The sequence below is a fragment of the Coleofasciculus sp. FACHB-712 genome, from assembly GCF_014695635.1.
GTDB lineage: Bacteria > Cyanobacteriota > Cyanobacteriia > Cyanobacteriales > FACHB-T130 > FACHB-T130.
The window spans coordinates 17823-31156 of the sequence record NZ_JACJOQ010000391.1 but is presented as its reverse complement, the minus strand read 5'-3'; the positions used below and the strand labels follow the sequence as shown (position 1 = coordinate 31156).

The 13334-nt window shown below is 47.6% G+C and carries 10 protein-coding genes and 1 pseudogene; 6 read left to right on the top strand and 5 right to left on the bottom strand.

Annotation, left to right across the window (positions count from 1 at the left end):
• Positions 1 to 208 precede the first annotated feature (208 nt).
• The 3 genes from H6F50_RS11385 (at position 209) to H6F50_RS11375 (ending at position 3931) form a co-directional block, all read left to right on the top strand.
• On the top strand, positions 209 to 733 hold the full coding sequence (locus H6F50_RS11385) for a hypothetical protein (protein ID WP_242028986.1): 525 nt from the start codon (positions 209 to 211) through the stop codon (positions 731 to 733).
• A 321-nt stretch (positions 734 to 1054) separates the two neighbouring features.
• Positions 1055 to 2710, top strand: coding sequence for a penicillin-binding protein 2 (locus H6F50_RS11380; protein ID WP_242028987.1), 1656 nt, complete (start codon positions 1055 to 1057; stop codon positions 2708 to 2710).
• Positions 2711 to 3089: 379 nt separating this feature from the next.
• Positions 3090 to 3931, top strand: a protein-coding gene (locus H6F50_RS11375) for an IS5 family transposase (RefSeq protein ID WP_242028985.1) whose coding sequence is annotated in 2 segments (ribosomal slippage) — positions 3090 to 3474 and positions 3474 to 3931 — 843 coding nt in all. Because the reading frame shifts where the segments join, the coding sequence is not laid out codon by codon here.
• A 235-nt stretch (positions 3932 to 4166) separates the two neighbouring features.
• Here H6F50_RS11375 and H6F50_RS11370 read toward each other — a convergent pair.
• The 4 genes from H6F50_RS11370 to H6F50_RS11355 all read right to left on the bottom strand — a co-directional run bounded on the left by H6F50_RS11370 (position 4167) and on the right by H6F50_RS11355 (position 7942).
• Complete coding sequence (locus H6F50_RS11370) at positions 4167 to 6233, bottom strand: thioredoxin domain-containing protein (protein WP_190428776.1); 2067 nt, start codon at positions 6231 to 6233, stop codon at positions 4167 to 4169.
• 118 nt (positions 6234 to 6351) lie between these two features.
• Positions 6352 to 7167, bottom strand: a complete 816-nt coding sequence (locus tag H6F50_RS11365) for a hypothetical protein (RefSeq protein WP_190428775.1) — start codon at positions 7165 to 7167, stop codon at positions 6352 to 6354.
• 308 nt (positions 7168 to 7475) lie between these two features.
• The gene (locus tag H6F50_RS11360) at positions 7476 to 7757 is read right to left on the bottom strand and encodes a hypothetical protein (RefSeq protein WP_190428774.1); all 282 of its coding nucleotides are present in this window, start codon (positions 7755 to 7757) and stop codon (positions 7476 to 7478) included.
• Between the two features lie 17 nt (positions 7758 to 7774).
• Complete coding sequence (locus tag H6F50_RS11355; RefSeq protein ID WP_190428773.1) at positions 7775 to 7942, bottom strand: hypothetical protein; 168 nt, start codon at positions 7940 to 7942, stop codon at positions 7775 to 7777.
• A gap of 69 nt (positions 7943 to 8011) precedes the next feature.
• On the opposite strand from H6F50_RS11355, the gene H6F50_RS11350 reads away from it, so the two are divergent.
• On the top strand, positions 8012 to 8221 hold the full coding sequence (locus tag H6F50_RS11350; RefSeq protein WP_190428772.1) for a hypothetical protein: 210 nt from the start codon (positions 8012 to 8014) through the stop codon (positions 8219 to 8221).
• Between the two features lie 68 nt (positions 8222 to 8289).
• Positions 8290 to 8901: pseudogene (gene clpP, locus H6F50_RS11345) on the top strand (ATP-dependent Clp endopeptidase proteolytic subunit ClpP); the annotation flags it as partial.
• 295 nt (positions 8902 to 9196) lie between these two features.
• Here clpP and H6F50_RS11340 read toward each other — a convergent pair.
• On the bottom strand, positions 9197 to 10054 hold the full coding sequence (locus H6F50_RS11340; RefSeq protein WP_190428771.1) for a hypothetical protein: 858 nt from the start codon (positions 10052 to 10054) through the stop codon (positions 9197 to 9199).
• Positions 10055 to 10980: 926 nt separating this feature from the next.
• Between H6F50_RS11340 and H6F50_RS11335 the strand changes: the two genes are divergently transcribed.
• Positions 10981 to 13284 (top strand): ribonuclease R family protein, encoded by a 2304-nt coding sequence (locus H6F50_RS11335; protein WP_190428770.1) that lies wholly within the window; start codon positions 10981 to 10983, stop codon positions 13282 to 13284.
• Positions 13285 to 13334: the final 50 nt, after the last annotated feature.

Sequence of the window (13334 nt, the reverse complement as noted above, 5' to 3'; positions counted from 1 at the left end):
ACACGTTCGCTATCGATTAGCCATCTCGACAAGAATGTTGGATTCGATGCGAGAAAATATGGACTATAGACAGCTCTTGTGTCTAGAGTTTAAATTGATTGGTTTATTGTCCTTTGTCAGTGGTCAACAGTCAGTGGCAAAGCAAACTGACCTTGAGAAGAGAAAAAAACTCATTTCTGACAACTGATACTAATAAAAAGAACTACTTATGGCTGCTGCCCCTCACTCCCTGACTCCAGATCGTCACCGTCCGGATAGAAGAAGCACTGTTTCCTCGCGGCAACCTAGAGGAAAGGCAATACCCCTGCGTTCCGAAAGCGGTTCATCGTCTAGAACCCGTAGCAGAAGCTCCCAACAGCGGGACTTTCAGGCACAGACACCCGCATGGCTGCGATCGCTGGTGACATTGCAGCGCACCTCCAACCTGGTATGTTTCTTCTTGATTGCTAGCACCCTGGGAGTTTATGCCTGGACGGTCTATACTCAGCAGATGTGGAGCCAGGAGTACCGCAAGTTGGAAAATCTGCAACGCAACGAGCGGCAAATGACAGCGGCAAATGAAGCCCTAAAAAATCAGTTGGCTCAAGAAGCTGAGCGTCCGGGTACGGGTTTGGTTGCTCCCAATCCAGCTAACACCATCTTTCTGCCGCCAGCACCCCAGCGCCAGTCACGGCCCAAGCCAGTGGCAGATCCTAACTCAGAAACATCCCCAACTACGCCACTAGGCTATTAACGAGGTATGGAAAAGTCAGGAGTCAGCAATCGTAGGTCGCTGCCTACGCAAAAGGTTTCTGGAACTGCTAAAGGGACGAGCGAGTTGAACCAGAATGGAAGTGGAATGCCAGAGTCAGTGAAAAAACTGCCTCGAAAACCCATTCAAAACGGAAAAAGTCGTCAGTCATCAGAACCAAAGCAAGGCGGCGAAAATCGGCAACAGGAGAAGATATCACCACAGCAGTCTTTACCTCAGAAGTCTTTTGATTGGAGCCTATTGCGTTCTCCGTCCTTGTTGCTGGGTACTTCATCCTTACGGTTGCTGCTTGTTTGGCTAATCATGTCTCTGAGCGGGCTAGGGCTGGCGATCAATTTGTATCGCCTACAAGTGGTGCAGGCACCGAGCCTGCTGCAAAAAGCGCGACAGCAGCAGATGGTCTATCTGCGCCCCTTTGTTCCCCGACGCTCGATTGTGGATCGCAGTGGTAACGTTTTGGCAACTGACCGTCCCGCCTATACGCTGTACGCCCATCCAAAGCTGTTTAAACAATCCAAACAGGCAATTGCGACGAAATTGGCGGTGATTTTGGGAGTTTCTGCTGACAATTTGCTTAAGCAGTTCAACAAGCAGGAAAGTGGAATTCGGGTTGCCTACGCCCTGACAGAAGAAGAAGCTGACGGTATTTCCCAATTGCGAACCGATGGCTTAGAGCTGATTCAACATTACGCCCGCCTCTATCCCCAGCAGGATCTAGCCGCAGACGTCGTGGGCTATGTGGATGTGGATCATCGAGGTCAGGCGGGTGTGGAGTATAGCCAGGAAAATTTACTCACCCGGGCTGTTCGCACCGTTCGACTGAGCCGCGCTGGTAACGGAACGTTGATGCCAGATCACGTGCCCGAAGGATTGCTGCATTTTGATGAGCTGCAACTCCAGCTGACAATTGATAATCGCCTGCAACGTGCTGCTCGTTCTGCCCTCAAGCAACAAATGGAGTTGTTTAGTGCCAAACGGGGCACTATCATCGTGATGGATGCGCGGGATGGTGCGGTGCTGTCCCTGGTTGCAGAGCCGACGTACAACCCGAATGAGTATTCTACATCGGATGTAGGTTTGTTTAAGAACTGGGCGCTGGCAGACCTTTACGAACCGGGTTCGACGTTTAAGCCGCTCAATATAGCGATCGCGCTGGAAGCTGGAGCCATTAAACCTGACACTGTATTCTATGACCGAGGTCAAATTCAGGTTGCTGGCTGGCAGATCAAAAATGCTGAAGAGGGAAGTCACGGTGCCCTGTCGATTTCTCAGATTCTGCAACAGTCGAGCAACGTCGGCATGGTGCAAGTCATCCAACAACTAAAGCCGAGTATCTACTACGGTTGGCTGGAACGGCTGGGACTGGGACAAGCGGTTGGCATCGACCTGCCCTTTGAATCACCCGGACAAATGAAAAGCCAAGAGCAGTTTACGTCATCTCGGATTGAACCCGCTACCACCTCCTTTGGTCAGGGCTTTTCCCTCACCCCTATCCATCTGGCTCAGTTGCACGCTGCTCTCGCCAATGGCGGCAAACTGGTAACTCCTCATCTCGTCCGGGGACTCATCGACTCCCAAGGGCAGATGTACTGGCAGCCAACGCTACCCACGCCGCGCCCCGTCTTTTCCCCATCGACGACTCAGACGGTGTTAGAAATGATGGAAGCGGTCGTCACCAAGGGGACGGGGAAAGCGGCACAGATCCCAGGCTATCGAATCGGGGGGAAAACGGGCACTTCCCAGAAAGCCAGCGCTACTGGGGGATATTCTAGCTCTGCCAGAATCACTAGCTTTGTGGGCATTTTTCCGGTTGATGCTCCCCGCTATGTGGTTCTAGCTGTTGTCGATGAACCGAAGGGCAAGGTCTATGGTTCCACCGTAGCCGCACCTGTAGTGAAATCAGTGATGGAAGCCTTAATTAGCCTTGAGAAAATTCCGCCTTCTGAAATTAAAAATTAAGTAGGAGAGCGTAAAGAAACCTATGTTGAAGCTGTCATTAGTTATTGGTGATAATTCAGAGCTAATAACTAATCGCAACCAACCGTTAGATTAGTTGTACAAATCTGCTGACCCTTACATTTTTAATTACGAGTGGGGATAACGGCTTGCAGGCGATCGCGCAAAATTTTTATTTAATATGACTTTCTTAATTAGGCTGCCCAAGGTATCCTTAAATAATAGAAATATGTCTGATTTAAATATTAAAAGCTAGTTCTTCCTTATCGATTTTATTTTAACAAAAATAAAATAAAAAGTCTATATCGTAGCCCTCAATAATTAGACTTCTTGCAAAAGTCCCAGATGCGTGGGACAAGTAGGTTAGAGTTGGGTAACATTTATGACCTACGAACAAGTAAAGAGCCTGAAGTCAGAAGACTTTAAACGCTTGTGTGGTGTACGTCCGGAGACTTTTAATCAGATGCTAGAGGCTGTGCGGTCGCACAGCCGGTTAAAACAAAAAACAGGACGACCAGGTAAGCTCTGCTTGGAAGACCAATTGTTGATGACATTGGAATATTGGAGAGAATACCGCACGTACTTTCATATTGGTCAATCTTGGGGAGTAAACGAGTCTACAGCTTACAGAATTATCCGAAAAATCGAAGATACATTGACTAAATCCAGAACTTTCACTCTTCCCGGCAAGAAAAGACTGACCGATTCTGATTCTAAGTTACAGGTCGTCATAGTTGATGTTACAGAAAGCCCGATTGAAAGGCCTAAAAAAAACAAAAAAAGTTTTACAGTGGAAAAAAGAAACAGCATACACTCAAGTCACAAGTAGTGGTGAACCAAGCAAATGGTAAAATCATCTGCACCGCTCATGGTAAGGGTAGAGAGCATGATTTACGTATATTTAAAAACAGCAAAGTTAGGTTGAGACAAGACATAGAGTGCTTGGGAGATAAAGGTTATCAAGGTATTCAGAAAGTGCATGACAATAGTCGAATTCCCAAAAAGAAGCCGAGAGGAGGTAAGTTAAGTAATGAAGATAGGAAGAGGAATCAAGAATTAGCAAAAATCAGAGTTTTAGGTGAGCATATAAATCGGAAACTTAAGGTTTTTAAAATTTTGTCTTTTCCTTATAGAAATCGTCGAAAAAGATTTAGTTTAAGGTTTAATCTGATTGCTGCTCTCTACAATTACGAGCTTTGCCTACCCAAAATCAAATCTTCCTGAGCAACTTTTGCAAGAGGTCTATTGTATGTAAAGGCAAGATCCCCGACGGCTGAGAGAAGTCGGGGATTCGGAAATCTAGCATCTCACAATTAAAATAGGATTGCTATCGCAGCCCTAAATGATTTGTGAAGCACCATCCTAAAATAAATTGCGGCTAATCGCTAAAGCCAATTCCGAAGGTGAAATTAAAAAAGAAGAATTAAATCTTACCTCTTTAATTTGTAACTTGGTACTTTTAATTGCGAATTTGACTTCGCTGCACTTGTTCCCACATTTGGTCGCGACTTTGGGACGGTTCCAGACAAGTTAGTCCTTGGCAAACTAACCCGACCGCACCTGATGGCAGATTCGACTCCGCCGTCGATACTGTTGTAGGCAGATATTGAGCAACTAAAGGAGTTAGGTGGTCGATAGTAGTGCGAACCAGTGTACAGTGATGATACCAATCCAGGGCGGTAAACAAACTCGGACAAGCTTGAGGTGACTGATGCATCACACTGCTGAAGGCTTGCAAAGCTTGTTCGCTGCGGTCGAGATAGGTAAGATTTTCAGTGAGTAAAGCCAGACGCACTAAGTTAGCGATCGCAATTCCATTCGCAGCCGGGGTGGCATTATCTACATAGCTGCGTTCCCGCACTAACAGATCGCTACTGGCATCGCTGGCGGTGTTATAGTATCCACCCAGTTCCACACTCCAGAGGAATTCGTCAAATTCTTCTTGAAGGGCGATCGCTTTCTCCATCCAGAAACTAGCGTGAGTTACTTGGTGCAAATCAAGCAGCGCTTTAATAAACAAAGCGTAATCTTCCGACTGCGCCAGTACAGAAGGTTTTCCGTCGTAGTTGAGACGGTGGAAGCGCCCCTCCACCCACTGACAATCCAAAATGAAATTAGCTGCTTTTCCAGCTAAAGACAGATATTCTTCCTTAGCAAATACTCCGTAAGCTCTGGCTAACCCTGAAATCATCAGGCTATTCCAAGCCACAATCATTTTAGTATCCGTCACTGGCGGAATTCGACCCGACCAGTTGCTAGTTTTTGCCTCGTAGTTATTGCGGGCGGGAGGAAAGGTTTCTAGGGCGGCGGGTGGCGTACCGTAACGCGCTTCAAATAGCTTTGCGAGTGCCGTTTCTACTGTTTCGCTCAAAATACCTGGATGGCGGCGCTGCAAGACATTGAGACCTTCAAAGTTGCCTCCTGGCGTCACGGTAAATTGCAGTTGAATTTCCTCTAACTCCTCTGGAGTCAGCAATTCGACTACTTCAGGGTACGTCCAGACATAAAATGCCCCTTCCTCTGGTTCTGCTTCCTCTGCATGGGTAAAATTATCCGCGTCTTGGGCAGCATAGAAATAACCCTGCGGTGCCGTCATTTCTCGCTTTAGCCATTGAAATGTACCTGCGATCGCTCTTTCAAATGCCGGTTCTTGTATCCCAGCACTCCACAAATCAGCCAGATACTCCACGATCTGACCATTGTCATAGAGCATTTTTTCAAAATGCGGTACCGTCCAAGTCGGATCGACCGTGTAGCGGTGAAAACCGCCGCCTACATGGTCGTAAATCCCGCCCAGTGCTAAATCTAAACCGCGCTGGGTACACGCCTGCTTGGCGTCGTATTTGGATTCAAAATTAAATCGAATTGCTCGCAGCGCCAACTCGGCATAGGGCATCATTGGGAAACTAGCGCCATGTTCGCTAGAAGCCACTATCCCGGTATTCGTTTCTAACCCCTGCTGTAGCAAATCCTTGTTGGTCAAGGCAGGTTTTAAACCCGTCCCCATACTTGGTCGCAGAATGGCTGCTTGCTGGAGATGACCGAGAAGTTCTTCTTTTACCGCGTGCAACTTCGCTTTGTCTGTATCGTAGTAACCACGAATCGCTTGTAGCACTTGTAAAAATCCGGGACGCCCGTAGCGCGGTTCTACCGGAAAATATGTACCGCCATAAAACGGCACCCGATCCTCAGGAGAGAGAAAGACATTCAAGGGCCAACCGCCTTGACCTACCATCATCTGTAACGCCTGCATATAAATACTATCAATGTCAGGTCGTTCTTCCCGGTCTACCTTGATCGGGATAAAGTTGGCATTCATATAGTCTGCGATCGCCTGGTCGGAAAACGCTTCTCCTTCCATCACCGTACACCAGTGGCAGCTGGAGTAGCCAATCGATAGGAAAATTGGCTTATTGTCCCGCTTGGCAGCTTCTAGGGCTTCTTCACTCCAAGGCCACCAGTCGATGGGATTTTCAGCGTGTTTGCGGAGGTACAGGCTTTCAGCTTGATTGAGGCGATTGGTCATGGGGCTAATAGCAGAACTCGATATGAGTACGTTTTCACCCCTAGCAGTTTAGCGTGATGAATGGAGCGATCGCTCCACCCCACGCTAGATTCTGGTCAATCGTGGCTGGATGAGTGCATCAGTTAACCGAACCTTTGAGCGAAGCGTTATTTTCTTTAATTTCGATATCGTTTATTTTTAAACGTCCCAATTCCAGTTCCAGTTTCAATCTTTGTTCAATCTTCTCTTGAGGAATTCCCAGCCGCTGGGAAAGTTCTGCTGTCGTAAAACTCAAATTCCCCACTTTTATTTTTGTTTGTTCTTCAAGTTTTAATTGCCCATTTTCTACCCTTGGCTTACCTTCCACACCAATATAAACTTCTTTCTCTTCTAAAAAAGGGAATGTTTTTATAACTTTTTCCAACAATTCTTTTTCTTGTTGATTCAGTTCTTCTTTGGGAACTTCTGAGACATTGAATACAACCCCGCTTTCTACCTGACCATTCTTGATGGTTGTATTGAGGCCCTTGGTAGATGCCAGTAACTTACTGGTGTTTTTATCTTTAGCAATTGTTGAAATTACCAAATCATTAACTTCATGTTCGCTCAAATCAATTTCTATATTTTGAGTGCCTAATTCCGCTTGAGGGTTTTCGGTAATTTTATCAACAGCAGGTTTTTTATCACTTCCATCCCGTCTGCTTAGTTCTGTTTGCAATCCTTGGCTAGCGCCAATGCTATTTTCTATTTTGGCATCAACATTTCTTTGCAATCTGGCTTTGACTGTTTGGACTTCAGCTTCATTTCTAAAGTCAATTTGTCTAACTTGAGGATTTGTAGTTTTTTCTTTGGTGACGTACCACTCAGGAAGTTGGGTCGCCTGTTTCCAGTAATAATAAACTACTGAAAAAGAACCCAAGGCTAATAACAAAAATAGAAAAATGCTTTTTTTCATATTCAAGTCAACTTATTTTCCTAACAAAGTTTGATATTGATATATAGAGATTTTATCCTTGTTTATAACAAAATTAGTTTCTTTCCTTTCTTAGCGTTCTTTATGTCTTTGGGTTTGAATAAGATTGCCTGGTTCGCGGGAAGCACAGGGATGAGAAAAAGAAAAGCGCCCCAGCCGGTATAGCTTGTGTAGATTATAGATGCCGCCCCTATCCAAGCGAGCAACTAGAGCGCTAGGACAGGGTGCTAGGCGCGATTTGCTAAGAGCAATACCGCTTCGCTACCGCGCCTACCAATAACTTCCATCAATTAAAGCATCCTATCTCTGGCTTGATTGATGGAGGGGCGATCGAGGCGCTGTTGGTACAAACAGACAAAAAACTCAATTTCTTGTCGGGCACTTTGTTGGAGTGGTGTAGGAAGAGAATCCGCTAACACGGTAAAAGGTTCTGTGACACTCTCGAGTAAATCGTAGATTTCTTCTAAAGGTACATCCTGATATTGCCGTATCTGTGCAGCCAGTGCTGCTGTTGGCGTTAAGTCAATCTTCTGTTGAGCGATCGCTTCTAAATCTTTAAATTGCACGGTCATATCGAGCAACTCCTTTGTTAATAAGGACGCATCTGTACAGAAGTCGATCCAGTCAACTCGCCATTAGTGTTGGGTTGAGCAGTTGAGAGCGATCGCGGTGTCTGAATTGTGGTTGGGACGCTTAGTGCTGCGATTACATTGAGCAACAAGGTGATCGTGGCGGCTTGCAGAAGTCTTTTAGGCATGACTCGGTTCCCTCCATCCCCGAATAGTTCTAACAGTACGATTTGCTATAGCGATCGCACTTCGTCCCATTGATTCACCCAGTTGGGCGATTGTTTCCTGACGAAGACAACCAGCAAGATGCGATCGCTGTTGAAAAACCGAACCCCAGAGGACACAACGACAAAACACCCCTACCCTTTCAGTGCTACCGACGGGTTTTCCCTGATGTTCTACATTCCAGCCGACAAGCCCAATCCACCTGCTGCAAGCGCACCTTCTCGCTAGGGTTGTATCGGTAGTATTTCCAGCACCCGGTACTTTCTCCTACAATCGCTAAAATTAAGAAAAATCACCCGAAAAAGCAGACTCCATGATTCCTACCGTTATCGAACAATCAGGTCGTGGCGAACGTGCCTTTGATATCTACTCCCGGCTCCTCCGGGAACGCATCATCTTCCTGGGACAACAGGTTGATTCCGACCTTGCCAACTTAATCGTGGCTCAGCTGCTGTTTCTAGACGCTGAAGATCCAGAGAAAGACGTTTACCTGTATATCAACTCTCCCGGTGGTTCCGTCACCGCAGGTATGGGCATTTTTGACACGATGAATCAAATCCGCCCGGATGTTTGCACCATCTGCCTCGGATTAGCCGCTAGTATGGGCGCTTTCCTCCTCAGCGCGGGTGCTAAAGGCAAGCGGATGAGTCTGCCTCATTCCCGGATCATGATCCACCAGCCTCTCGGCGGCGCTCAAGGTCAAGCCACCGATATTGAGATTCAAGCCAAGGAAATCCTGTACCACAAAAGACAGCTGAACGAATATCTGGCTAAACACACAGGTCAGCCCATCGAGCGGATTGAGGAAGATACCGAACGCGATTTCTTTATGTCGGCAGAGGAAGCCAAGGACTACGGTTTGATCGATCAGGTGATTAAACGCAGTCCCTCTGCTACCCGCACAGCCGTTGCAGCGGTATAGAGAACTAAAAGTTAACGGACGTGCAATTTCTGGTTAGCCCCTCCATCGAGGGGGCTTGGGAGGATCGAGTCAAGCAAATGTTGTGAGCTCCCCTCAGGAACATAGATTAAATAACTTACGCTCGTTCACGTTCTGTAGGGACATGGCAATGCTATGTCCCTACTACGCAAAAATAGGAGGTTAATCAATCCACGAGCATTCGCTCCCGATTGATTGAGGGAGAAATACAGAAAATTACACATCCCGTCAATAAAAAATGGAGCTTCCCCCATTTTTTATTGACAATGTTGCTCAGTTACTTTTCCGGTGTTGGGAGAGATTCAAGATAGCGCAGGAAATCCAGCAATTGTTCCTGATTCAGCTCCGAACGACCTCGCTTACCGTAGGTTCGCTTCAGATAATCTTTTCCTTGCTCAGCAGTCCAGCGCAAACGCTTAATTTCTACCGTCGTTCTAGCCATCGCTTCGGATAAGTCCATCTCCTCAGCAGCAGAACTTGTGCTACCGATAGTCATATCCATCGGACTTGGCTGAATAACCTCTTCGCTAGCGTGATAACCAGGCGATGAGGTCATTGGCTGATTATGCTGGCTGCTAAACAAGCCTCCCGATATTTCTTCGGGTGTCTCGATCGCAGCATCATCCCCATAAAGCTCAGTATGGGCAGGGGAATACTCTTCTGCAAACGGGACATCCTGATTCGATAGCACGACGGGAGGTGGTGAAGCAGGTTCTTTTTGCCCCCGATCTGAGAAGGACATTCCAGCCATATCATTGAAGCTGACTGGATCGGAATACAGCCGATTTGGGCTTGGCTGCGAGGGGCTTTCTGACGGAATGACCGTTTCGCGTCTGGGGTTAGCGATCGCCCCCACTGGCACCTCAACCGCCACAGTTTGCGTAATCTGAGCATCAGACTGCGTAACTGGAGTGTTGTGGCTAGAACTTCCAGCAGGAATTCCCAAACAGTTCAACGCTCTGGCTGTTGCCTTGTCTTCTGCCAGCTCAATCTCACCGGCTGCTGCCAAACCTGTCGCTAGGATTACACCTTCGACTTGAACAGCGGCTTTGACCACGTACTTTCCTTCATGAATGGTCAGTAACTCAGTGGTCAGGCTACCTAAGGGATAACGAACTCGGAATTGAGAAAACATAATACTCCACGCCACCCAAACCTAGTCGGGTTTTTTGGCTCCCATCAACGTTAAGTATAGTACGCCCCCTGAAAAACGATTTTAGAGAAGGTACCGCAAGAAACTAAAATAATTAGAGACTGTTCATCGGTATGGTATAAAACCATTCGCTACTGCCCGCTACGCTCGCAAGTGACCGAGTCCGTTTCACAGTGGTTGACTTGAGAAAAGGCAGTCAGACAAAGTGCTTGTCGTCGCTTTTGTCGTCAAGCACCTGAACAGAGAAAGCACTGGTTGCTGCCAGTCGCTGGTTGCATCCAGGGTTCTTGTTCGGGACATCTGCTTGATATTCGCAAAGGCGGGCTGAAGGAGGGATGGTTGCCTGACGATGTTCCCTTGACGCTCAACTGTGGACTGTAGATTAAAGACGACCAACCGTGGACTAGAGACTACCAAACGCAGCTGTCTGTTGTCCAAAATCTGTAAAAAGACAAAATTTTGTTTGTTTACAAAGTCTAAAATCGATAGTCCAAAATCTTCCGCTCGCGTAGTGTATGCCGCGATTATCTGCGACTCCTCGCATAGCGTATATCGCGATATGCATCTCCTCGTGTAGCGCTAAGAAGGCTAGAGCATCGCGTTCGATGACGATGACAATGTTTCGCATACTGTAGGGTGAGAAACGCGCCACCCAGGTAGTAGCGAGACATCTGTTAAAAACGCGGCGAATTTGGCGCTGCCACATCAGGGTAAAAATACCCATGCTTTCCAAGCATGGCGTCAGGATAACAAGGAGAAAAATCGCTTTCAATCGTCAGCGGTCAACAGTCAGTGGTCGGCAAGAAGAAAGAAGCAACTGTTGTAGAGACAAGGTTAGCTCGTCTCTATCAGCTGACAAATTTAGACAAACAGAATTGTTTTTATGGTGGAGGCAAACTCATAGCTGCATGGAATTTTCAATCGCTACACTACTTTCTAATTTCACAGATGACAAATTAGTTGCTCCTAAGGTTCTGGAAAAAAAACTGCGTTGCCAGGATGAAGAGAGCTTAACTAAACTACAAATTGCCTTGGATGCCTTGGAAAAAATTGGCATTTTGGTCAAAGATCGCGGTAAGTATCGGCGCGTCCAGGAAGAAGATGTCGTCGAAGCCAAACTGCGCTGTTCGAGTAAAGGGTTCTGCTTTGCCATTCAGGAGGTAGAAGGAGCGGAGGATATTTACGTCCGAGAGAGCCATCTGAGTACTGCTTGGAATGGCGATCGCGTTCTCGTCAAAGTCACCAAAGAAGGAAACCGCAAACGCTCTCCAGAAGGAGAAGTACGGCTGATTCTAGAACGAGCCAATCCCTCGGTCTTAGCACGAGTCAAGCAAGTCGAAACCGGCTTTAGAGCCGTCCCTCTAGACGATCGGCTGCTATTTGAACTGAATCTGCATCCGAACGGTCAAAACTTGGCGGAAGCCGTCGATTACCTCGTTCACGTCGAAGTTTTACGCTATCCCCTGGCATCGCAGCCGCCGATTGGCAAAGTCGCTCGCATTCTCGGCAGCAATGCAGAAGCCGCCGCAGACACCGATATTGTCTGTTGCAAGCACGACTTACCTCGCAACTTTCCATCTGAGGTGCTTAGAGCCGCAGAGGAATTGCCCAAACAGCCGAGTCAAAAAGATTTCAAGCACCGGCTGGATTTGCGGAATCTGTTAACGCTTGCCTTTATTCCTGAGCCTTCAGGAGCGGGAAGTGAGAACGAAACCGCTCAGCACGTCACAGAAAACGCTCTGACTCTTAACAAAACAGAGGCTGGAGTGTGGCAGTTGGGCGTCCACATCACGGATGTTGCCCACTACATTGAGCCACAAGAAGCCCTGGATCGGGAAGCTCGCAAGCGAGGAAACACCGTCTATCTGGGAGACATGGTGCTGCCAATGCTACCGGATGCTGTTGCCAGTCGCTGCTCCTTGGTACCCGGCGAAGCTCGCTTAGCGATCTCGGTACTGTTAACTCTCGATTCCGCCACCGGACAAATGGTGGAGTATGAGATTCAACCCACGGTGATTCAAGTAGATCGCCAACTCAGTTACGACGAAGCGACAGCAATTTTAGAGCGTCATCAAGATGCCGAAGCGCCAGTGTTTGAAATGCTCAGTCAGTTGTTTTACGAGCTGAGTCCGGCGGTGAAAGCACAGCGCCTAGGGAGGGGAGGATTTGAACTGAATCTGCCCGGTACTCAATTGCCCTACAACGATGAAGGCATCCTAGGAGCGATTGTATTTTCGGGAGGAGTGCGTTCTCTAGTTGTAGAGTTGATGCTCCTGGCAAATCAAGCGATCGCTACCCATTTGCAAGCACTCTTTCTGCCTGCAACGTATCGCATTCAGCCTTCTCCAGACCCGGAGGATGTGCAGGAATTGATGAAGTTGGCGAGTAATCTAGGCATGGAACTGCGCCTAGAGCAGGAAGAAGCCGTAACATCACGGGATTATCAACGTTTTACTCAAATGTTCGCTCAATCCCAGTCAGAGCGAGTCTTGATGTATCTGTTGCAGTCCACGCTGAGACCCTGTGGTTACAGTACAGCTCCCGGCTCTCACTTTGGTTTGGCTTTGGGAATAGGCGAGGACGAAAGCCCCTACACCCACTGTCTCTCACCGCTGCGACGCTACGCAGATTTACTGATGTCGCGGGTATTGCTTGCCGTGTTCGAGAAAGGACGCGATCGCCGAACCACTCGCGCCAAAGAAAGCGTGAATCTGCGTCATAGTTCCGCCCAGGGCAATATCAACTGGAATGTCTTGCCACCAGACGTGCAAGAAGATTTAGAAAGCCAGCTACAGGGTATCGTTGTGCATCTCAACGAGCGTGAAAAGCTGACTTCAGATGCACAAGCGGATCTGGAAGGACTCAAAAAAGCCGAGCTAATGAAGGAGCGCACGGGAGAGGTCTTCCAGGGCTTAATTACCGGCGTCCAGTCTTACGGGTTCTTTGTGGAAATTGAAGACTTGCTAGTGGAAGGACTGGTACACGTCAGCTCTCTTAAAGATGACTGGTACGAGTTTCGCTCTCGTCATGCTTGTCTGGTTGGACGGAAAAGCCGCGTTTCTTATCGTCTAGGCGATCGCGTGGAAGTCCAAGTTAAGAGCGTTGATTACTATCGTCAGCAAATTGACTTGGTCATTGTCGGCGGCGGTAGCGAAGCCAGCAATGAGGATATAGAAGCAGATCCTTCTGCCGATCCTGAATTGGATGAATAGCTAATCGTTAATGGCTCATGGTGTGTTCAAGAACCATGAGCCATTAACCG

What these genes read in the sequence shown, in the direction of transcription:
- H6F50_RS11385 (WP_242028986.1), top strand. Translation starts at nt 209, where the DNA reads ATGGCTGCTGCCCCTCACTCCCTGACTCCAGATCGTCACCGTCCGGAT.
- H6F50_RS11380 (WP_242028987.1), top strand. Translation starts at nt 1,055, where the DNA reads ATGTCTCTGAGCGGGCTAGGGCTGGCGATCAATTTGTATCGCCTACAA.
- H6F50_RS11370 (WP_190428776.1), bottom strand. Translation starts at nt 6,233, where the DNA reads ATGACCAATCGCCTCAATCAAGCTGAAAGCCTGTACCTCCGCAAACAC.
- H6F50_RS11365 (WP_190428775.1), bottom strand. Translation starts at nt 7,167, where the DNA reads ATGAAAAAAAGCATTTTTCTATTTTTGTTATTAGCCTTGGGTTCTTTT.
- H6F50_RS11360 (WP_190428774.1), bottom strand. Translation starts at nt 7,757, where the DNA reads ATGACCGTGCAATTTAAAGATTTAGAAGCGATCGCTCAACAGAAGATT.
- H6F50_RS11355 (WP_190428773.1), bottom strand. Translation starts at nt 7,942, where the DNA reads ATGCCTAAAAGACTTCTGCAAGCCGCCACGATCACCTTGTTGCTCAAT.
- H6F50_RS11340 (WP_190428771.1), bottom strand. Translation starts at nt 10,054, where the DNA reads ATGTTTTCTCAATTCCGAGTTCGTTATCCCTTAGGTAGCCTGACCACT.
- H6F50_RS11335 (WP_190428770.1), top strand. Translation starts at nt 10,981, where the DNA reads ATGGAATTTTCAATCGCTACACTACTTTCTAATTTCACAGATGACAAA.